We start from the raw sequence: 19,729 nt of genomic DNA, 5'->3' as shown, positions 1-19,729 counted from the left end.
CACCTGGCCGTGCACGGCCAAGGGCCCCGAGGCAAGGATGCCGTGGGCGTGCTTCGGGCGTCGGGCCAGATTCTGGCCGCAGCCACGGCACCAGTGCTGGTGTTGGTCGCGGCCGGACTCGGATGGCTCAGCGCCGACGTAGCGCTCGACATTGCGCAATGTCTGCTCGTCGCCGGCCTTGGTCTGATCGCGTTGCTCGCACTTCGGCGGACGAAACTCGTATGGTGGCAACGACTCCTGACCATCGGGGTCCTGGCGGGCCTCGGCGTGATCGTCATCGCGATCAAGACATGGGCGCACTGATTGGGACGCGGGCAGCCAAGGCGACATCGCGGTCGTCGCAGCCTGTTCGTGGCCCATGGCTGCTTCTGGCAGTGTGAGGATCACTCGCGAACGTCACATCGCGACGTTATCGGCCAGCGCTCGCCAGCCCACCGGTACCCGATGGGCTAGCGGTGCCAACACCTCGTCAACCTTGAGCCGTGAATAGTTGGCATATTCGAGCATGTTGACCGCGATCTTGTCGTCATCTTGTCCCGACCTCCTACGCACAGTTGGCCGTCACTCACCTGCGGTCGGTGAAGCCAGCTACACGGCGGACTCCGGGTAACGCACAAGACCGCCGAACGCCCCAATCGGATTTCTTGCTGGACCTGCCGTCGTCGACGAATGAGAGCATGGGACCGGGAGGGGTTCATGCGGAAGAAGGACAGTTCGCGCACACGACTGGCGCCTCAACCCGTCGCCCGTTTGACGGGCGCTAACTGACCCAACGCTGAACCCACGTTGTGTGCCAAGAGTGTGCCAAGACGTGCGCACACAGCGTGACACCTCTTGGACGGAGAAGACGGCTGCATCCGCTGAGCTGGACAGATTGGTAGCGGATAGGCACGCTGAGACGGCATAAGAACTGCTCAAGGGCATTTACACACCAGCGGTCGTGGGTTCGATCCCGTCCGCGCCCACCACGTAAAGGTCTGCTCAGAGGCCTGCGGGACGTCATCGGTCAATCGGGGCGCGTGTCGATCGTCGACCAACTCGTCTGTCCACGCTCTCTCAGAACGGTTTGGCCGAGAAACCCAGACTCAGCAACATCGCCTCCCGGCGGGCGGCACCGCGCAGCGGGCTGCTGGTGGCAATCGGGGACCGCGGGCTCCGCGCACCGGGAGCCCAGAAGGCCTGCAGGTAGGGCAGTGGCCTCGCATGTCCCCGGGACATGCCTTCGAGCCCCGCTGCGGCCAGCTCCGCCGCCAGCTCGTCGATGGTGAACGCGGCTGACTCGCTCGCCATGGCGTCCTTGCGCAGGATCAACGGACTCAAGGGGTCGACGCACTGCAACATCGCCTCGGTCGCCGATGGATCCCGCAGCCGCTGGAAGTCCGAAATCCACACCGCCGCATCGTTTTTCCGACGAACCGCAGCGATCTGACGCAGAGCACCGCGGAGGACCTCGACCTCGGGCAACTGGTGAAGGGTCCACATGCAGGACACGCCGTCCCATTCGCCGTCGGCCAGCGCGTCGGGTAGTGCGGTGATGTCGGCCTTCACCAGTTCGATCTGCCCGTCGATGCCTTCTTCCTCGAAGAGGCGCTGGGCAGTGGCGAGCATGTTGGGAGCGAGGTCGACGGCCGTGACCTTCAGATCCGGCCTGCGTCGCACGATGGCGCTCAGCGCCCGACCCGACCCCACACCGAGATCGAGCAGGCGGCCGTTGAGTGGTAGCAGCGCATCGACGGCGCGGGCGCCGAAGTCGTAGACGGCTTGCATCCCAGGGTTCTGCAGGCCACCCTCGTGGAAGTGCGCCACCGATTCCGGGTCGTCCATCACCATCGGTTCGGGCACGCGCACGCGGCCCGGCGGGTGGGCCCGCTCGCGCAACACGATTCCCGGTACACGCCACAGTGGGCGAATTCCCCTTGGAGCGTCCACCTTTTAACCTCCAACCCGCGGTGCGGAGACCGTCACGGCATCGTGCCTCGACATCGTCACAACTTAGCCTTCGCCGGTCGGGTCGGCCACGCACCCCGTTGGCGGAGGCCACGAATCGAATCCGTGCTACGGATCGGATAGGTTTCGACGGGGAGGCGTCAATTTTTGGGGTATTGGAAGGGACGTTCGTGGATGCTCGACCAGACGCCTAGCGAGTTGTCTTCGTTGCCATTGGCTCCACGAAATCCCTTGCCCTATCGGCAACGGGTAGAGGCCGTGCGGACGTTTCACACGGGACCGGAGCGGTTGCGCGACGCGGGTGGACCGGTGACGCGCTTCAAGCTCGGTCCGCGCTGGCTGATGCCGCCGATGGTTCTGGTGACGTCGCCGCGCGGCATTCGGGACGTCTTGAGCATCAAGGACGACTCCGCCGACAAGACGACCCCGGTGTTCGACGAGATGCGCGCGATCTTGGGGGCGAACCTCGCCAACCTTCCGCACGCACCGTGGGTGGCGCGTCGCCGCACGCTGCAGCCGGTGTTCACCAAGAAGGCGGTGGCAGAATTCGGCGGGCACATGGCCGAGGCCGCCGAAGCCGTCGCCGAAAGCTGGTGCGACGGTGACGTCGTCGACTTGGACGCCCAGGCTCGCACGTTGACGTTGCACGCCCTTGGACGTTCTGTGCTTGGCATCGATCTGCAAGAACATGGCGACGACGTCGACGAGCCGCTACGAGTGGCGTTGACGTACGCGATCACCCGTGCCACCCGACCAATCCGGGTTCCACGGTGGGTGCCGACCCCCGCCCGACGGCGCGCTCGCGCCGCCAGCGCCCGAGTTCACGAGGTGGCTCGCGCGATCCTGCGCGGCTGTCGCGAGGATCCGACGCTCGAGGCCCCACTGGCCCGTGCGCTGCTGGCCGCCCGCGACCCGTCGACCGGGCTGGCACTGTCAGACGAGGAGATCTGCGACGAACTGATCGTCTTCATCTTTGCCGGACATGACACGACGGCAACCACGTTGAGTTACGCCACCTGGGCCTTGGGGCGTCACGCCGATCTGCAGGAGAAGGTGGCGAGGGAAGTCGCGGCCCTGCCGGAACGCGCGCTCACCCCAGACGATTTGCCGTCCTTGCAATACACCACCCAGGTCGTGCGGGAGGCGCTGCGGCTCTGTCCGCCGGCCCCCACCGGCACCCGGATGGCGTACCAAGACCTCAGCGTCGGCGGCTACCGCGTGCCGGCGGGCACGATGGTGGTGGTGGGCAGGATGGCGGTGCAACGCGATCCGTCACTGTGGGATGACCCGCTGCGCTTCGACCCCGACCGGTTCGCCCCGGACCGGGCCAAGGACATAGATCGCTGGCAGTACGTGCCGTTCGGTGGCGGTCCCCGCTCCTGCATCGGCGATCACTTCGCCATGCTTGAGGTGACCCTGGCACTGGCCACCTTGATCCGGCGGGCCGAAATCCATTCCCTCGACGCTGAATTCCCCCTGGCGTTGCACTTCACTATGATCGCGAAAGGGCCAATTCGTGCACGGATCCAGCAGCGTCGCCGGTGATCGGGGTACTTCAGAAGTTGGGCGGTCCGACCCCCGCGCAACCATTCACCACGACACCCGGCGGCAGCAATGATCGATGAAGAACTCAGTTTTCAGGCCGAAATCCTTCGTGACGACGACCCCGACCAACGTCGACGACTCGAAGAACTCCGCGCGGACAGCCACATTCAGGTCCTTGATCATCGCGCCGAGTTGCTCGATTCCCTCCGACAGCTCCGTCCCGCACCGTCTTCCGACGTCACCGATGAGCCGACGCGATGGGCGTACTACCCGTGGCGGCGTGCGCTCGTCGGCATCCTGGGACCGGCCGGCTATCGCGCGTTGCGACTCGATCGCAATCGCAATCTGATCACCGCCGAGGAGCAAGGGCTTCTTGGCGCACTTCAGATAGGAGTCGCCGGGCTCAGCGTGGGGCACGTCATCGCCTACACCCTTGCGCAGCAAGGGCTCTGCGGAATGATCCGCCTCGCAGACTTCGACCATCTCGAATTGTCCAACCTCAACCGAGTGCCGGCTTCCGTGCTGGACGTGGGAATCAACAAGGCCGTGGTGACGGCGCGCCGCATCGCCGAACTCGATCCGTACCTGCGCGTCGAGGTGATGACCGCTGGTGTGACGCCCGATCTCGTCGACGACTTCCTTGCCGGACTGGACCTCGTCGTCGAGGAATGCGACTCACTCGAGATGAAGGTCATGCTCAGGGAGTCCGCGCGCACGCTGCGTCTGCCAGTGGTCATGGCCACCAGTGATCGCGGGCTGGTCGACGTCGAGCGTTTCGACGCCGAGCCGAACCGGCCGATCTTGCACGGCCTTCTCGGCAACGTCAGCTCCGCTGAGCTGGCCGGTCTCTCTCGACACGACAAGATTCCCTACATGCTGCGCCACCTCGACGCCAGCCGCTCGTCGCAGCGGCTCACCGCCTCGCTGGTGGAACTCGACAACACCCTCTCGACGTGGCCGCAACTCGCGGGGGACGTGATCTTGGGGGCCGCCGCGATAGCAGAAGCCGTTCGCCGCATCGGCGTTGGCGAGTCGCTGCAGTCCGGCCAGGTCCGCATCGACGTCGGGGCGGCCTTCGACGACCTCGGCGGGGTTCCCGGCGCTGAAGCGTCGGTGCGGCCCGGCGAGCCACGAGACGACACCACGACTACGGCTCCCGCGACCGAACCGCTCGAGGTCATCGCCCAGGCCGCAGTCCGGGCACCGTCGGGCGGCAATGCGCAACCGTGGACCGTCGAGACGCACGGCCAGGCTGTCGTCGTCGAGATCGCACCGCAATACACGTCGATGATGGACGTCGGCTTCCGCGGGAGTGCAGTGGCGGTCGGTGCGGCGGTGTTCAACGCTCGCGTGGCGGCCGCCGCTCGTGGGGTCCTCGGCTCCGTCACGTGGAACACCGGTGGCCCGTCGCCCTTGTCGGCGACGGTGACGCTCGGAAACGAGGGAGATCCCGCCCTCGCGGCACTATACGAACCCATGCTGCGGCGCGAAACGAATCGCCGGCTCGGGGCGCCGCAGCCGATCGACGACGACATCGTCGCGGCGTTGCATGACGCCGCTGCCGCCGAAGGAGCGCGGCTGTCCCTGCTCACCGATCGTGACGCCATCGAGCAGACCGCGACCATCTTCGGCGCCGGCGACCGGATTCGGTACCTCACACCGCAGCTGCACCGGGAGCTGGTCGGCGAACTGCGGTGGCCGGGCGCCGACTTTCCCGACAGCGGTATCGACGTCCGCAGTCTCGAACTCGACGAAGGTGACCTCGCCGTCCTGGAGATCGTCAAACGGCCCGACGTCATGGCCCAGTTGGCCTCCTGGGGCGCCGGCGAAGCCCTCGGCGACGACGTGCGCAAACGAGTGCGGTCCTCCTCGGCGATCGCCGTGCTGACGGTGACAGGCGACGAGCTCACCGACTTCGCGCGCGGTGGGTTGGCCGTCGAGGCGGTGTGGATTCTCGCTCAGCGAGCAGGTCTCGCCGTGCAGCCCATCTCACCGGTCTTCCTGCACGCCGTACTCTCCAGCGAATTGGCCGAGCTGGCACCGGCGTTTGCCGCTGACCTGCGTCGACTGCAGTCGGACTTTCGAGCGGTGGCCGGAACCCGGTCGGACGAAGCCCAGGTCTTGGTGATGAGATTCGCCCACGCGGGCTCGCCGTCACAAATCAGTCGGCGCCGTCAATCGCCATTAGGGCCGTCGGTGGCCTAACGTGAATTCAACGCCTGTCAAAAGGAGAAACCATGGCCCCCAGCCTCGATCTGGTGGTTACGTCCGTGGCGACCCAACTGATGGCCGCCGACACGAAGACCGCGGCTGAACTAAGCCAGTCGATTCTGCGTGATCTCGTCGCGGTCTTCGACGTCGACGCGAGTTTCCTCCGCCAAAACGACCACGGCGCGCGAGTGACCAAACTGGTAGCCGAGTGGCCCACCAGAGACAATGTTCCCGACCCCGACCCGCTCGGGGACGTGTCCTTCGAGAACGCCGATCCGGTTTTCGCGATGCTCGAGCACTTGAAGGAACCGATCGTCCTTCGCCCGGACCCGATCACCGACGAGTACGGACATCGCGTCGAACGCGCCAAGGGGATTCCGGTCATCTCGATGGCGGTCGCGCCGCTGCTAGCCCAAGGCGTCACCACGGGCGCTCTGGGCTTCATCAAGTTCGACGACCGCGAATGGTCGACCGAAGAACTGAACGCGGTTCAGGCGATTGCGTCGATGTTCGCGCAATTGCACGGCCGCCTGATCGCCGAAGACAGGCTCCGCTTCCTCGCTGATCACGACGATCTGACCGACCTGTACAACCGCCGCGCCTTGATGGCTCACCTGGACCGGCGGCTAGCAGATGGAGAACCCGATCGGGTGTCGCTTCTGCTCCTCGACCTGGACAGACTCAAGACCCTCAACGACTACCTCGGACACGTGTCCGGCGACCAGTTCATCCGTGTGGTCGCCGAACGACTGCGTGATTCCCAAGGACACACCGCCTTCGTCGGTCGTCTCGGGGGCGACGAGTTCGTGGTAATCCCCGCCGAACCCTTCGACAGCGACGACGTGGAGATGCTGGCCGAACGCCTACGGCAAGAGATCCAGCGCGGAGTGACCGTCGGTGGCGAAATCATCAAGCGGACCGTGAGCATCGGCGTCGCGTTCGGGACGCCCGGCAGCGACTCGGCGTCAGAGGTCATCCAACGCGCCGACGAGGCGCTATTGGTCGCCAAGAAGGCAGGCGGGGACCGGACAGTCGTCTTCTCGCAGGCGATGTTCGAGAGCCAGAGCCTTCGCACCGACGTCGAGCTTCACCTGCAACAGGGCATTGAAGACGACGCCCTCACGTTGCACTATCTGCCCGAGGTCGACCTTCGGACCGGTGAGATCTTGGCCGTCGAAGCGTTGGTGCGATGGCTACATCCCACCCGGGGCCTGTTGGCGCCAGACGCCTTCATCGGTGTCGCCGAATCCATCAACCTCGCCGGTGAACTCGGTCGCTGGGTGTTGCGGACGGCGTGCGCCCAGTGGGCGCAGTGGCGCGCGGATGGCATCAACTCGGAACTCGCTCTCCGGGTGAACGTGTCGCCGGCGCAACTGGTGACGGCAAACTTCGCCGACGAGGTGGCGCACATCCTCGACGAGTTCATGATGCCGGCGTCAGCGCTGTGTCTCGAGATCACCGAAAGCGTGTTCCAGGACGTCGAGGTGACTCGAAAGGGCCTGCTCGCGGTGCGTGACCTGGGCGTCAAGCTTGCGATCGACGACTTCGGCACCGGGTACAGCTCCCTGTCGTACCTGAAGTCGCTTCCCGTCGACGTCATCAAGATCGACAAGGGATTCGTACTTCGCCTCGCAGACGACGAAGACGATCGCGCCATCGTGCGGTCCACCATCGGGTTGGCCGAAGCCTTTCAGCTCGAAGTCGTCGCAGAAGGCGTGGAGACCACCACGGCGGCTGACCTCCTGCTTGAGTACGGATGCCGTCGGGCGCAGGGCTTCTTGTTGTCGCGTCCCATCGACGCCAAGGCGGCGACGACGTTGCTGAAATTGGGGCGAATCGATGGCTGGCCGCCTGCTTGATTGGCCGTGCGGAACCGCCCCGGTGACCGGGCGGAAGTCGCCAAGCGGCGGATAGCGGCTTATTGGTCGAACGCCGCGTGGCGACCGTGGCCGTGCCGGTGCAAGGATGTCCAGCGATGAACACTCCTGAACCCAACCTCGTCGCAGGCGTGCCCCGCGGGCGCATCGTCGTCGCATCGATGGTCGGCACCACCATCGAGTTCTACGACTTCTACGCCTACGCCACCGCGGCCGTCACCGTCTTCCCGCACCTGTTCTTCCCCAAGGGCAATCCGACGACGGCACTGCTGGCGTCGCTGGCCACCTTCGGCTTGGCGTTCGTCGCCCGTCCGCTCGGGTCGATTCTGTTTGGGCACTTCGGTGATCGGATCGGTCGCAAGACCACGCTGGTGGCGTCGCTACTCGTCATGGGCATCGCGACGTTTCTCATCGGTGTCCTGCCGACCTACCATCAGGTCGGGTTGCTCGCTCCCGCACTGCTCGCGGTGATGCGCTTCAGCCAGGGGCTGGCGCTCGGTGGGGAGTGGAGCGGCGCGGCGCTGCTCGCGACCGAGACGGCGAAACCCGGCAAGAGAGCGTGGGCGGCGATGTGGCCGCAGCTCGGCGCCCCGTTCGGCTTCCTCCTCGCCAACGGCGTGTTCCTCATCCTGGTTCTCCTGCTCGGGTTCGACACCGCCAACCCAGATCTCGACGGCGCGTTCCTGACCTGGGGTTGGCGAATTCCCTTCCTGCTGTCTGCGGTGATGGTGGCCATTGGGCTGTACGTCCGGTTGCGGCTGGCGGAGACGCCGGTGTTCTCCCGTGCCGTCGAACGGGGTGAGAGGCTCCGCGCGCCAGTCGCCGAAGTCTTCCGAAAGCACTGGCGCCAGTTGATCATCGGCACCTTCGTCATGTTGGCCACCTACACGTTGTTCTACGTCGTGACCACGTGGGCGCTGAGTTTCGGCACGGGCAAGAAGGCCGCACACGGCGGTGGGTTGGGCATCCCGTACCTCGAATTCCTCCAGCTGCAATTGATCTCGGTGCTGTTCTTCGCCGCGATGCTGCCCGTCACCGGCCTGCTGGCCGACCGGTTCGGCCGCAGGGTCACACTGTTGGTGATCACCGTCGGGATCATGGTCTTCGGCACGACCTTCGGACTACTGCTGAGCCCCGGTTCGGCGACGACGACGTCCACCCTGGTGTTCCTGATCATCGGCATGACGTTGATGGGACTGACGTTCGGGCCGATGAGTGCCGTTCTGCCCGAACTGTTCCCGACGAACGTCCGATACACCGGATCCGGCGTCGCCTACAACGCCTCGAGCATTCTCGGCGCTGCAATCGCTCCCTTCGTGGCGACGTGGCTGGCGACCAGCTACGGGGTGGCGTGGGTGGGGGTGTACCTGCTCTCGGCAGCCGCGCTGACCGGCATTGCGCTCCTGGTGATGCGCGAGACGCGGGACACGTCGCTCGACGAGGTCGGGCAGACGGCGGCCGCTCAATCCCGGTGAACGCGTCGCGACCCGACTGAGATCTACGATGCGGCACCGGTGTTGGGAGGTGCCGGAGGTCGGTGGGTGGCGAGGGCCCGGAACGCGGGCATGGGAGTGGCGTCGTGCTCACCGGTCAGGACCTGGATGCCAACGTGGTCCGCGCCGGCGGCCAAGTGTTCGTCGAGGCGCCGGTAGATCGCTTCTGCAGAGCCGTGGGCAACGAGAGCATCGATGAGGCGGTCACTGCCTGCACCGGACACGTCGTCCTTGGTGAACCCGTGGCGCTGCAAGTTGTCGGTGTAGTTCCGCAAGCCTAGGTAGGGGTGCTGGACCGCGGGACGGCCGATGCTGCGCGCCTGGTCGGCGTCTTCTGTGAAGACCACCTTCAGCTCGGGCGCGAGGAACGCCCTGGCCCCCATGATGTTTCGTGCGTGTCGGGTATGTGCGGGCACCGTGAGATACGGGTGGGCGCCAAGGGCGCGGTGTCCGGCGAGGTCGAGCGTCCGGGTGCCGAGCGCGCCTATCACCACGTCCTCGGCGGGGACCCGCTCGCGCAAGAGCACGTCGACGTAGTCGGTCATGCGCCGCAACGGCGCCTGGTACGAAGGTCGCTTCTCGGGGTGCCCCAGCCCAACTCCCAACAGCAGGCGGGGCCCGTGTCGGTCGACGATGCGGCGATGGTGACGAGCAAGGCTGCGTGCGTCGTCGTTCCACATGTTCACGATGGCGGTGGCGATCACCGCGGTGCGGGTCGCGGCCAGCATCTCTTCCACGAGCCGCATGTCGCCGACTGGTTCGGCTCCGATGCCGACCCACACTGTGTAAAAGCCGAGGTCTTCGAGTTCGGCGGCGTACGCGATGCGTGACCTTCCCAGGTCCGGGTGCAGCCATGCCCCGTAGGTGCCAAAACGCTCGTTCATCTGAATTCCTTCGATTGGAGGGAAATCCGTCGTCGCCGGTCGGTAGACGATCGGGCGACGCTGACGAAGAGCGTGCAGTCTGCCCCTACGGGAGGGTCAACACGCCGCGGCAATTCGTTGGGGAGCACTCGTTGCAGGCGTGCCATGCCGCGAGCGCTCACGCGTTGCGGACACCGAGGGGTGCTGGCGCGATTCCTTGACTGGAATGCAACATGCAATATATTGGTTGAGAGCCAAGAGGTTCAATTGCCGCCCGATGGGCGCACCTCAACCTGGAGAGGTTCACCGATGACGTTCCATGCGTTCAAGACGGCGATGACGGCCGGTGTCGCCGTAGCGGCACTGACAGTGGGTTGCGGAGGGGCGCAAGCCATGAAGGAGACCGCGTCGGGCGACAAGCCAACGGTGGTGCTTGTCCACGGTGCGTTCGCCGACTCGTCGAGCTGGAACGGGGTCGTCAGGTCACTGGAGGCTGACGGGTATCCGGTGATCGCAGTGGCAAACCCGTTGCGGGGCCTGGCCAGCGATGCGGGGCACGTGCGCAGCGTGGTCGACGGAGTGCGGGGTCCGGTGGTGTTGGCCGGCCACTCGTACGGCGGGTCGGTGATGAGCCAAGCCGCCGACGGTCTGCCGAACGTCAAGGCGGAGGTCTACATCGCCAGTTTCATCCTCGAGGCGGGGGAGAGCACGGGGGACTTGGCGGCGAAGTTTCCCGGTGGCGAGCTCGGCCCCGCTCTGAAGACACTGCCCGTCCCGCTGCCCGACGGGAAGGAGGGTAGCGACCTGTACATCGAGCAGGACCAGTTCCGCAGGGTGTTCGCCGCGGACGTTCCAGAGGACGTCACGTCGTTGATGGCTGCTACTCAAAGGCCCATCACCGCAGCCGCATTGGAGGAACCGGCGACCAAGGCCGCCTGGAAGGCGATTCCGTCGTGGAACCTGGTCACCACCGAGGATCTCGCCATCCCGGCGGAATCCATGCGGTTCATGGGAAAGCGGGCGAACTCGCACACGCTCGAGATCGAGGCATCTCATGCGGTGGCGGTGTCGCAACCCGATGCCGTCGCGGACTTCATCACACAGGCCGCAGACTCCACGCTCGGCTGAGCGTCACACGAGAGAGGGACCGACACATGGACCTGGTCACCGAACGGAACATCACCGACATCGCCGCGGAACGCTGGTCATCCGCCCACGAACCGCGCCTGGCCCAGATCATGGAGACGCTGGTTCGGTACCTACACGACTTCGCCCGCACGGTCGGACTCACCGAATCCGAATGGTTGGCCGCCGTGCGGTGGCTCAGCCGTACGGGACAGATCAGCGACGGCAAGCGCGAGGAATTCATCCTTGCCTCAGACGTCCTGGGTCTGTCGATGCTCGTCGTCGACGCGAACCACCGGCTCGACCCGGCTGCCACGCCGGCGACGGTGCTCGGCCCATTCCACGTCGACGGCTCGCCTGCCTTCGAATTCGGGGCCGACATGTCCGACGGGGTGCCGGGGACCCCGCTCTTCGTCGTCGGCACGGTCCGTCGAGTGGATGGCACGCCGGTGGCGGACGCGCTGCTCGACGTGTGGCAGGCCGACGCCGAAGGTGCTTATGAGGCCCAGTTGGACGTCGACGAGGCGCGACTGCGCGGGAAGTACACCTCGACGTCGACTGGAGCCTATTGCGTGCGGACGATCGCGCCGGTCGGCTACAGCATTCCGATGGATGGTCCAGTCGGCGAACTGATTTCGCAAACCGACATCAGCCACTACAGACCGGCGCACGTCCACTTCCTGATCGACGGGCCCGGCTGTGAGCCGCTGATCACCCACCTGTTTCCCAAGGGGGCCCATTTCCTCGACAGCGACGCCGTGTTCAGTGTGAAGCGCCAGCTGGTCGTCGATTTCGAGCGCCGTGCGCCAGGGCCCACGCCGGACGGCGGCATATGTAAGGTCCCGTGGCTGATCGCGCGTTACGACTTCGTGCTGCAACCACGGAACCCGACCGACTGACGTCGGCGCGACCCCGCCCACGCAAGCCCCAATCCACTAGTGAGAAGAGCGTGCAAGACATGACGAACACCGGCGGTACATCCGACCGTTACGACTACGTGGTGATCGGCGCCGGCTCGGCCGGGTGCGTCGTCGCCGCCCGATTGTCGGAGGACCCGTCCGTTCGGGTGCTGTTGCTCGAGTCCGGGTCGGCCGACACCAGACCGGAGATCGCCACGCCGCCGGCCTGGCCCTCTCTGTGGGGGACCGACGTCGACTACGCCTACGACACTGTCCCGCAGACGAATGCCGATGGCCGGACGCGGAACTGGCCACGGGGACACACACTCGGCGGCAGCAGCAGCATCAACGCCATGGTGTTCCTGCGAGGCCACCCAAGTGATTTCGACGCCTGGGCGAAGGACGGCTGTACGGGCTGGGACTACGAGTCCGTGCTGCCCTACTTCCGGCGCATGGAGACGGTCTGCGGCCGTGATCGGCACTACCGCGGTACCGACGGTCCTCTGCGCCCTGCGATTGCCTCGACCGAGGTCGCCAACCCCCTCTCCCAGGTCTTCCTCGAGGGCGCCGTCGCGGCGGGCTACCCGCTGACCGCCGACTTCAACGGCGCCAACGCCGAAGGCGCCGGTTGGCACGACCTGACGATCACCAAGGGCACGCGGCAGAGCACCGCGGCGGCCTATCTGCACCCGGTGGCTCACCGGCCCAACCTGACCATCTCGACCGAATCTCGGGCGCGGCAGCTACGATTCGATGGAAATCGTTGTGTCGGAGTGGATTTCGAGCGAGGAGGGCGACTCGTCACCGCCCATGCGGACACCGAGGTCGTGCTGAGTGCGGGTGCGGTGGACTCACCACGGTTATTGCTCCTGTCCGGGGTGGGACCGGCCGAAGAACTGCACGCCGCCGACGTCACCGTCGTGCACGACCTTCCCGGGGTGGGTCGCAATCTGCACGACCACCCGCTCTGCGGGGTCGTCTACGAATCCGCGCAGCCGGTACCTGCCGGCCAGACCAACCTCGCCGAGGCGTCCATGCTGTGGCGCAGCGACGACACGCTCGACGGTCCGGACATGCAGTTGATGTTCATTCACGTGCCGTTCCACCTGCCCCACCTGGTGACCCCCGTGAACAGCTTCACCCTTGGATTCGCCACGGTGCCCGACGCCCGCGGGTCGATCCGGCTTGCGGGGCCAGACCCGGCCACCGCGCCCCTGATCGATCCGAATTACCTTGGCGCGGAGTCCGACGTGCAGCGGATGATGCACGGTCTGGCCGTGGCCCGTGAGATCGCGGCCAGTGGACCGTTCAGGCCGTGGCGCGGCCGTGAGGTGCTGCCCGGGCCCGAGGCCACCGACGAGAAGGCGCTGCGGGCATTCCTGGCGCACAGCACCGGAACGTACTACCACCCAGTTGGCAGCTGTGCCATGGGAACCGGGTCCGAGGCGGTGGTGGACCCCGACTTGCGGGTGCACGGACTGACGGGCTTGCGCGTGGCCGACGCCTCCATCATGCCCAGAATCGTGCCCGTCAACACCAATGCCGCAGCGATCATGATCGGCGAGAAGGCTGCGGATTTGATTCGCGGGCGGTTCCCGTCTGACCCGTGAACCTGGCATAAGATATTTTGCATGCCGGTGCCAGATGAACACGGAAGACATCGACGGTCGCTGCTGCGAGACCAGGCATACGTGTCGATCAGGGACGCCATCGTCAACGGCACACTCGCGCCGGGGGAGACGTTGCGCGATCCCGAACTGGAGAAGTGGCTGGGAATCAGTCGCACTCCGATCCGGGAAGCCATTGCCCGGCTGGAGACGGCTGGACTGGTTCACACGTTGCCTGGTCGGTCGACCGTGGTCTCGCCCATCGAGCGCAAGGCGGTACTCGACGCCCAGGACGTCGCAGCGTCCCTCCACGCGCTTGCGGTCCGGATAGCCGTACCGCTGATGGGCAAGGGCGAATACGCCGCGTTGACGCGGGCAAACAAGGAGTTCGCCGTGGCCGTCTCCGCGACGGACGCCGAGTCTGGGATGCGCGCCGACGACGCGTTCCACGACATCTTCGTCGTCGCCAGCCTGAACGAGGTGATCCCCGTCGTCCTCGAACAGGTCACCCCGGTACTTCGCCGCGTCGAGTTCTTGCGCTTCTCTTCGCTTTCCGGACGTCAGTCGATAGCGCAGCACAAGCGAATCATCGAACTTTGCCGTCAAGGTGATGCGGAGGGCGCCGCAGAGGCCACCCGGCACAACTGGGAGGCCCTGTCGCCGATCCTGGACGAGCTCGACACGTGATCACCACGTCAGCGACGCTGCGGTGACAGGGCTCCGGCCAGCGTCTCAAGGACGTCGCCGTTGACGCGGTAGTACGCCCACTTGCCCCGCTGATCGCGGCTGACGAGGCCGACGTCGACCAGCATCTTCATGTGGTGGGACACCGTGGGTTGGCTCAGCCCAAGCGGTCCGGTGAGGTCGCAGATGCACGCTTCGCCGTCGTCAGATGCCGCGATGAGCGACACCACCTTGACCCGCGCCGGGTCGGCGAGCGCCTTGAACATGGATGCAAGGCGTTCGGCGGCAACGGTTTTCAACACACCGCCGGTCAGCGGTGAGCAGCAGACGGCAAGGTCGGCTGTCGTCACGGAAGCGGCCATGTCGTCCATGGTGCCATACGCATTGACAAACATCGATGCGTTGCGCACGATGAACCCATCGAAGAACGTCGATGGAAGGAGTGCGGCATGTCGGAGTTGCCCGTCGTGGTAATCGGCGCCGGACCGTTGGGACTGGCGGCAGCCGCCCACCTGCTGGAGCGCGGCATCGTGCCACTGGTGTTGGAGGCCGGGCCCGGTCCGGGATCGGCGGTCGAGCAATGGGCGCACGTCCGGACCTTCTCGCCCTGGCCCGAGCTCGTCGACCCCGCCGCCGCCCGACTGCTCGAACCGACGGGGTGGGTCACCCCGGCCGCGGGCTTCCCCACCGGCCGCCAGTGGGTCGACGCCTACCTCGCGCCGGTGGCGGCCGTCCTCGGCGAGCACGTGCGCTACGGCACGCGAGTGCACGCGGTGACCCGGCTGGGCCGGGATCGGCTGGTCAGCCCCGGCCGCGCCGACGTTCCGTTCGTCGTCCGCACTAGTGGCGCCGAGGGATCCGAACGGCGGGTACGGGCACGTGCGGTGGTCGACGCCTCCGGCACCTGGGGGCAGCCCAATCCGGCTGGCGCCGAGGGCGTTCCGGCAACGGGGGAGCGGGCGGCCGCCGACGCCGGACTGGTGAGCTACGTCCCGCCGACGCCGCAACAGGCTTCGGCGGCCGCGGGCACGCACGTCGTTGTGGTCGGCAGCGGGCATTCGGCGATGACCGCGGTGATCCAGCTCGGCGAGGTCGTCCGCGAGGACGCGTCGACGAGGGTGACGTGGGTGTTGCGCCGCGGGGTGACCGACGGAACCTTCGGCGGCGGGGTCGCCGACGAACTTCCCCAGCGTGGTGCCCTGGGTGTGCGATCCCGTGACGCCGTCGAGGCGGGGCTGGTCGCCCTGCTGACCGGTTTCCGGACCGAGCGCGTCGACCTGGTGGACGGGCGCGCCGTCGTCGTCGCCGAGGACGGTCGTGCGCTGCCGCCAGCCGACCACGTCGTCGTCCTCACCGGGTTCCGCCCGGACCTGTCGTTCCTGTCCGAGATGCGCATCGAGCTGGATCCGATCCTGCAGGCGCCGGTCCGGCTGGCCCCGTCGATCGACCCCAACGCGCACTCCTGTGGGAGCGTGCTGCCGCACGGCGCAACCGAACTCGCGCATCCGGAGCAGGATCTCTACATCGTGGGGATGAAGTCCTACGGGCGAGCGCCGACCTTCCTGGCGATGACCGGCTATGAGCAGGTGCGCAGCATCGCCGCCGAACTGGCCGGCGACCACGAGGCCGCGCGACGCGTCGAACTCACCCTCCCCGACACCGGGGTGTGCAACGGCGCAGGACTGTTCGACGATCCCGAGGACGACGACGCCGCCGGGTGTTGCGGTTCGGCACCGGCGACGTTGACGCTCAATACGATTGGCGGATGAGTCCCCGACCCGCGCAGGCGCCACCCGCATCGCACGGCTTGCGCTGGGTGCTGACCACGCTGTGCGTCACCGAGATCACCAGCTGGGGCGTGCTCTACTACGCGTTCACGGTTCTGTCCGAGCAGATCAGCGCCGACACCGGCTGGTCGGCGCCTGCGGTGACCGCGGCGTTCTCGGCGGGTCTGGTGACCGCGGCGGTGGCGGGGATCCCGGTGGGGCGGTGGCTGGACCGCGTCGGCCCGCGCTGGATCATGACGGCCGGGTCGGCACTCGGCTGCCTGTCGGTGGTCGGTGTGGCGGTCGCGCCGAACTACGGCTCGTTCGTGGCGGCGTGGATCGTCAGTGGCGTGGCGATGAGCGCGGTGTTCTACGCACCCGCCTTTGCGGCGTTGACCCGGTTCTTCGGCGTCGACGCGGTGCGGGCGCTCACGGTGCTGACCCTGGTTGCCGGTTTCGCGAGCACCGTGTTCGCGCCCCTGACCGCGGCGTTGTCGGCTCAGATGGATTGGCGCCAAACCTATTTGGTGCTAGCGTTGGTCATGGCGGTGGTCACGATCCCCGCGCACTTCTTCGGACTGCGGCGCCCATGGCCGCCGGTGGCAGGGCGCCACGTCGAATCACCGACGCACACTGCCCGCAGCGGTGCATTCGTGGCACTCGTCGCGGGGTTCGCGCTCGCCGGACTGGCGTCGTACGCGGTGATCGCGAACCTGGTGCCGTCGATGAGTCAACGCGGCATCGGCACCGGCGCCGCGGCCGTCGCACTCGGGCTCGGCGGCGCCGGCCAGGTGCTGGGCCGATTGGGCTATCAAACGCTGGTGCGGCGCGTCGGCGTCGTCCCCCGAACGGTGATCATCATGGCCGGGATTGCGGCCACCACGGCGCTGCTCGGAATGTTCACCGCGTACGCCGCACTGGTGGCGGTGGCCATCGGGGCGGGAGTGATGCGCGGCATCATGACGCTGCTACAAGCCACGGCCGTCACCGAACGCTGGGGTGCCACCCACTACGGACACCTCAGCGCATATCTCAACGCTCCCATCATGATCGCCACCGCCGTCGGTCCGTTCGTCGGCGCAGCCCTGGCCAGCCTGCTCGGCGGGTATGCCGCCATGTTCGTGGTCCTCGGCGCGATCGCGGCAGCCGGGGCGCTGCTGGCGGCGGGGTCCCGGCCGCGAGTCACGGGGTGGAGTCGGTGAGCGTCGAGTAGAGGCGTTGCACGCGAGCGGCGATGTCGTCGCGGATCAGGCGCATTCGTTCGATGCCCTCGACGCCCCGTTCGGACGGTTCGTCGGTGTCCCAATTTTCGACCCTGGTTCCCGGCGGCGGATCGAGACGGGCTTCCCGGCCCAACGTGATGACGACGTCGACGTCGCGGGCCAGCGCGTAGTCCACCGGCCTGGGCACCTCGGCGGTGATGTCCACGCCGACCTCCAGAAGTGCCTGGGCGGAAAGGCCGTTGACGGCCGTGCCGGGTGCGGTGCCCGCTGAATGAACGGCCACGGTGTCGCCTGCCAGCTGGCGCATCAGCCCGGCGGCCATCTGTGACTTGCCGCCGTTCTTCACACAGACGAACAAGACGGACGGTGTGGTCACGATGCCGTCCGTCCCGTCGAGACGGCCTGGTGTTGATCGGCGAAGCGGCGGCGCAGTGCCAGTGACACGTAGACCAGGCCGACCAGAACGGGCACCTCGATCAGTGGGCCGACGACCCCGGCCAGGGCTTGGCCGGAGGTGGCGCCGTAAGTGGCGATCGCGACGGCGATGGCCAGCTCGAAGTTGTTGCCCGCCGCGGTGAAGGCCAGGGTGGTGGTGCGTTGGTAGCCCAGGCCTATCGCGGCGCCGAGCAGGTACCCGCCGCCCCACATGACGGCGAAGTAGACGAGCAGCGGAAGCGCGATCCGCACCACGTCGAGAGGTCGGCCGGTGATCTGTTCTCCTTGCAGCGCAAAGAGAATCACGATGGTGAACAGCAGGCCGTAGAGCGCCCACGGTCCGACGCGGGGCAGGTACGTGGACTCGTACCAGTCGCGGCCCTTGGCCTTCTCGCCGAGTCGGCGGGAGAGGTATCCGGCAACGAGGGGGATGCCGAGGAAGATGAGTACCGACTTGGCAATCTGCCACGGCGAGGTGCTGATGGTGGTCTGCTCGAGGCCGAGCCAGCCGGGTAGCACCGTCAGGTAGAACCAGCCGAGGACGGCGAACATCACGACCTGGAAGATCGAGTTGAGTGCGACCAGGACGGCGGCGGCTTCGCGGTCACCGCAGGCGAGGTCGTTCCAGATGACGACCATGGCGATGCAGCGCGCCAGGCCGACGATGATCAGCCCGGTGCGGTACTCGGGCAGGTCCGGCAGCATCAACCAGGCCAGGGCGAACATCAATGCCGGCCCGAACACCCAGTTCAACAGCAGTGAGCTGAGCAGCAGCTTGCGGTCCTCGGTGACGGTGTCGAGGCGGTCGTAGCGGACCTTGGCGAGCACCGGGTACATCATGATCAACAGGCCGAGGGCGATCGGCAGCGAAATGCCGTCGAGCTGAACGCTTTCCAGCGCGGTGTTCAATCCCGGGATCCAGCGACCGAGCAGCAGGCCGGCGACCATCGCGACGCCGATCCACACCGGAAGGAACCGGTCCAGGGTGGACAACTTCGCCGCCACCGGCGAAGCCGAGGTCACGCCGTCACCGGCGTGGCGAGATCGAGCAGGGCCGAGACGTCCTGCAGTGCTTCGGGAACCACGGCGTAGTACACCCAGGATGCCCGACGCTGCGAGGTCAGCAGACCGGCGTCACGCAGCACCTTGAGATGGTGCGACACCGTGGGCTGAGACACGTCGACGCCGCCGGAGACGTCGCACACGCAGGCCTCGCCGCCCGCGTGGCTGGCGATGGCGCTGAACAGCCGCAACCGCACCGGATCGGCGAGCGCCTTCAGCTTCTTCGCCATCTCGACGGCGGCAGGTTCCGTCAAGGGCTCGCGCAACAACGGCGCCGTGACGCAGCAGTCAGCCCCGATCTCTGGATTCGACACTCGTCGATATTGACGGATATCGAATCAGGATGCAAATAGCAGCGTGGGGTTGCCTCAGTCCAGGTCGGCGAGGGTCCTTCGCGCGGCTTCCAGCTCGGCTTCGAGGGCGGCCACCTTGGCGGCTTGCTGGGAGCGCGCCTCTTCGATGACCGCGTCGATCGGCGTGGAGAGGTCGTCGTGCAGTTCCTTTGCCGCGCGGGACACGGCGGCTGCGGCGACGGCGAGGTCGCGAGCCAGGAAGGTGGTGCCCTGCTTGAGTTCTGCGCGCCATTCGCCGTCTGCGGTGCCGATGACGGTCAGCGTCAACTCGAGGGTCTTGTTCTTCTTGCCGGCCGTCTTCCGCGGCGCCTTGACGGGCTTTTCCTCGGGGGCGGCGACCGGTTCGGGCACCTGGGCGAGCACGGGAGTCGGCGCGTCAGGAGTGTCGAACTCGGTGGACGGCGCTTCTGCTGTCATGGTGTCTACGGTCATCGGTGCGGCTCTCCTTCTGGACGTCGCCCGCAGGGTGAGCGGGCCGGTGCGAGAACCCATTAGAACACGTGTTCGATGTTCGGTGGTGGGCGGATGGCACCGCCCGCGAGGGTCGTCGACTGCACGGATGTCGAACACGAATCGCGAGTGACCCCGCAAACATGCGTGCAGTCGGCAAGGAGGTGACGCCGACGGCGGCGACACGTC

General features: G+C 66.7%; 15 protein-coding genes and 2 pseudogenes. 11 read left to right on the top strand and 6 right to left on the bottom strand.

The features are described 5' to 3' along the window. A pseudogene (locus B1790_RS15835) lies at positions 1–303 on the top strand (hypothetical protein); the annotation flags it as partial. 753 nt (positions 304–1,056) lie between these two features. On the opposite strand, the gene B1790_RS15830 reads toward B1790_RS15835, so the two are convergent. Continuing rightward, entirely contained in the window at positions 1,057–1,929 is an 873-nt protein-coding gene (locus tag B1790_RS15830; RefSeq protein ID WP_233165149.1) for a class I SAM-dependent methyltransferase, read from the bottom strand. A 192-nt stretch (positions 1,930–2,121) separates the two neighbouring features. Here B1790_RS15830 and B1790_RS15825 point away from each other — a divergent pair, with 192 nt between their 5' ends. The 4 genes from B1790_RS15825 (at position 2,122) to B1790_RS15810 (ending at position 9,055) form a co-directional block, all read left to right on the top strand. Continuing rightward, entirely contained in the window at positions 2,122–3,492 is a 1,371-nt protein-coding gene (locus tag B1790_RS15825) for a cytochrome P450 (protein WP_079924225.1), read from the top strand. Between the two features lie 69 nt (positions 3,493–3,561). Then, the gene (locus B1790_RS15820; protein ID WP_079924224.1) at positions 3,562–5,697 is read left to right on the top strand and encodes an Rv1355c family protein; all 2,136 of its coding nucleotides are present in this window, start codon (positions 3,562–3,564) and stop codon (positions 5,695–5,697) included. 32 nt (positions 5,698–5,729) lie between these two features. Continuing rightward, on the top strand, positions 5,730–7,562 hold the full coding sequence (locus B1790_RS15815) for a bifunctional diguanylate cyclase/phosphodiesterase (RefSeq protein ID WP_079924222.1): 1,833 nt from the start codon (positions 5,730–5,732) through the stop codon (positions 7,560–7,562). A gap of 116 nt (positions 7,563–7,678) precedes the next feature. Continuing rightward, positions 7,679–9,055, top strand: a complete 1,377-nt coding sequence (locus tag B1790_RS15810) for an MFS transporter (RefSeq protein ID WP_079924237.1) — start codon at positions 7,679–7,681, stop codon at positions 9,053–9,055. A 23-nt stretch (positions 9,056–9,078) separates the two neighbouring features. Here B1790_RS15810 and B1790_RS15805 read toward each other — a convergent pair whose 3' ends face one another. Further along, entirely contained in the window at positions 9,079–9,957 is an 879-nt protein-coding gene (locus B1790_RS15805; RefSeq protein ID WP_079924220.1) for a TIGR03620 family F420-dependent LLM class oxidoreductase, read from the bottom strand. A 288-nt stretch (positions 9,958–10,245) separates the two neighbouring features. On the opposite strand from B1790_RS15805, the gene B1790_RS15800 reads away from it, so the two are divergent. Genes B1790_RS15800 through B1790_RS15785 form a run of 4 tightly spaced genes read left to right on the top strand, consistent with a single transcriptional unit; the run spans position 10,246 to position 14,254 of the window. Further along, positions 10,246–11,064: an alpha/beta fold hydrolase gene (locus tag B1790_RS15800; protein ID WP_198952021.1), complete on the top strand. Its 819-nt coding sequence runs from the start codon at positions 10,246–10,248 to the stop codon at positions 11,062–11,064. A gap of 26 nt (positions 11,065–11,090) precedes the next feature. Continuing rightward, a complete protein-coding gene (locus B1790_RS15795) occupies positions 11,091–11,960 on the top strand; it encodes a dioxygenase (protein ID WP_079924219.1) in 870 nt (289 codons plus the stop codon). A gap of 59 nt (positions 11,961–12,019) precedes the next feature. Continuing rightward, positions 12,020–13,570: a GMC family oxidoreductase gene (locus B1790_RS15790; protein ID WP_079924218.1), complete on the top strand. Its 1,551-nt coding sequence runs from the start codon at positions 12,020–12,022 to the stop codon at positions 13,568–13,570. Positions 13,571–13,591: 21 nt separating this feature from the next. Further along, positions 13,592–14,254, top strand: a complete 663-nt coding sequence (locus tag B1790_RS15785) for a GntR family transcriptional regulator (protein ID WP_079924217.1) — start codon at positions 13,592–13,594, stop codon at positions 14,252–14,254. Positions 14,255–14,262: 8 nt separating this feature from the next. Here B1790_RS15785 and B1790_RS15780 read toward each other — a convergent pair whose 3' ends face one another. Then, positions 14,263–14,622 carry a metalloregulator ArsR/SmtB family transcription factor gene (locus B1790_RS15780; protein WP_079924234.1) on the bottom strand — a complete coding sequence of 120 codons (360 nt, stop codon included), beginning with the start codon at positions 14,620–14,622 and terminating at the stop codon, positions 14,263–14,265. 78 nt (positions 14,623–14,700) lie between these two features. On the opposite strand from B1790_RS15780, the gene B1790_RS15775 reads away from it, so the two are divergent. Next, the gene (locus tag B1790_RS15775) at positions 14,701–16,020 is read left to right on the top strand and encodes an NAD(P)-binding domain-containing protein (RefSeq protein ID WP_079924216.1); all 1,320 of its coding nucleotides are present in this window, start codon (positions 14,701–14,703) and stop codon (positions 16,018–16,020) included. Further along, positions 16,017–17,219: an MFS transporter gene (locus B1790_RS15770; RefSeq protein ID WP_079924235.1), complete on the top strand. Its 1,203-nt coding sequence runs from the start codon at positions 16,017–16,019 to the stop codon at positions 17,217–17,219. The genes B1790_RS15775 and B1790_RS15770 overlap by 4 nt, the downstream gene beginning before the upstream one ends. On the opposite strand, the pseudogene arsB reads toward B1790_RS15770, so the two are convergent. From arsB to B1790_RS15750, 3 genes and pseudogenes are all read right to left on the bottom strand, one after another. Beyond that, positions 17,200–18,698, bottom strand: a pseudogene (arsB, locus tag B1790_RS15760) (ACR3 family arsenite efflux transporter). The gene B1790_RS15770 and the pseudogene arsB sit on opposite strands and share 20 nt — an antisense overlap. Then, complete coding sequence (locus B1790_RS15755) at positions 18,695–18,967, bottom strand: ArsR/SmtB family transcription factor (RefSeq protein ID WP_369832356.1); 273 nt, start codon at positions 18,965–18,967, stop codon at positions 18,695–18,697. The pseudogene arsB and the gene B1790_RS15755 overlap by 4 nt, the downstream one beginning before the upstream one ends. A 138-nt stretch (positions 18,968–19,105) precedes the next feature. After that, complete coding sequence (locus B1790_RS15750; RefSeq protein ID WP_079924209.1) at positions 19,106–19,522, bottom strand: DUF6319 family protein; 417 nt, start codon at positions 19,520–19,522, stop codon at positions 19,106–19,108. Between the last annotated feature and the right edge of the window lie 207 nt (positions 19,523–19,729).

The sequence above is a fragment of the Mycobacterium sp. AT1 genome (assembly GCF_002043095.1).
Taxonomy (GTDB): Bacteria; Actinomycetota; Actinomycetes; order Mycobacteriales; family Mycobacteriaceae; genus Mycobacterium.
The sequence above is the reverse complement of the archived record's forward strand: the minus strand, read 5'-3'. Positions and strand labels throughout refer to the sequence as shown.

What these genes read in the sequence shown, in the direction of transcription:
- B1790_RS15785 (WP_079924217.1), top strand. Translation starts at nt 13,592, where the DNA reads ATGCCGGTGCCAGATGAACACGGAAGACATCGACGGTCGCTGCTGCGA.
- B1790_RS15790 (WP_079924218.1), top strand. Translation starts at nt 12,020, where the DNA reads ATGACGAACACCGGCGGTACATCCGACCGTTACGACTACGTGGTGATC.
- B1790_RS15810 (WP_079924237.1), top strand. Translation starts at nt 7,679, where the DNA reads ATGAACACTCCTGAACCCAACCTCGTCGCAGGCGTGCCCCGCGGGCGC.
- B1790_RS15780 (WP_079924234.1), bottom strand. Translation starts at nt 14,622, where the DNA reads ATGGACGACATGGCCGCTTCCGTGACGACAGCCGACCTTGCCGTCTGC.
- B1790_RS15800 (WP_198952021.1), top strand. Translation starts at nt 10,246, where the DNA reads ATGACGTTCCATGCGTTCAAGACGGCGATGACGGCCGGTGTCGCCGTA.
- B1790_RS15775 (WP_079924216.1), top strand. Translation starts at nt 14,701, where the DNA reads ATGTCGGAGTTGCCCGTCGTGGTAATCGGCGCCGGACCGTTGGGACTG.
- B1790_RS15825 (WP_079924225.1), top strand. Translation starts at nt 2,122, where the DNA reads ATGCTCGACCAGACGCCTAGCGAGTTGTCTTCGTTGCCATTGGCTCCA.
- B1790_RS15815 (WP_079924222.1), top strand. Translation starts at nt 5,730, where the DNA reads ATGGCCCCCAGCCTCGATCTGGTGGTTACGTCCGTGGCGACCCAACTG.
- B1790_RS15755 (WP_369832356.1), bottom strand. Translation starts at nt 18,967, where the DNA reads ATGGCGAAGAAGCTGAAGGCGCTCGCCGATCCGGTGCGGTTGCGGCTG.
- B1790_RS15770 (WP_079924235.1), top strand. Translation starts at nt 16,017, where the DNA reads ATGAGTCCCCGACCCGCGCAGGCGCCACCCGCATCGCACGGCTTGCGC.
- B1790_RS15750 (WP_079924209.1), bottom strand. Translation starts at nt 19,522, where the DNA reads ATGACCGTAGACACCATGACAGCAGAAGCGCCGTCCACCGAGTTCGAC.
- B1790_RS15795 (WP_079924219.1), top strand. Translation starts at nt 11,091, where the DNA reads ATGGACCTGGTCACCGAACGGAACATCACCGACATCGCCGCGGAACGC.
- B1790_RS15805 (WP_079924220.1), bottom strand. Translation starts at nt 9,957, where the DNA reads ATGAACGAGCGTTTTGGCACCTACGGGGCATGGCTGCACCCGGACCTG.
- B1790_RS15820 (WP_079924224.1), top strand. Translation starts at nt 3,562, where the DNA reads ATGATCGATGAAGAACTCAGTTTTCAGGCCGAAATCCTTCGTGACGAC.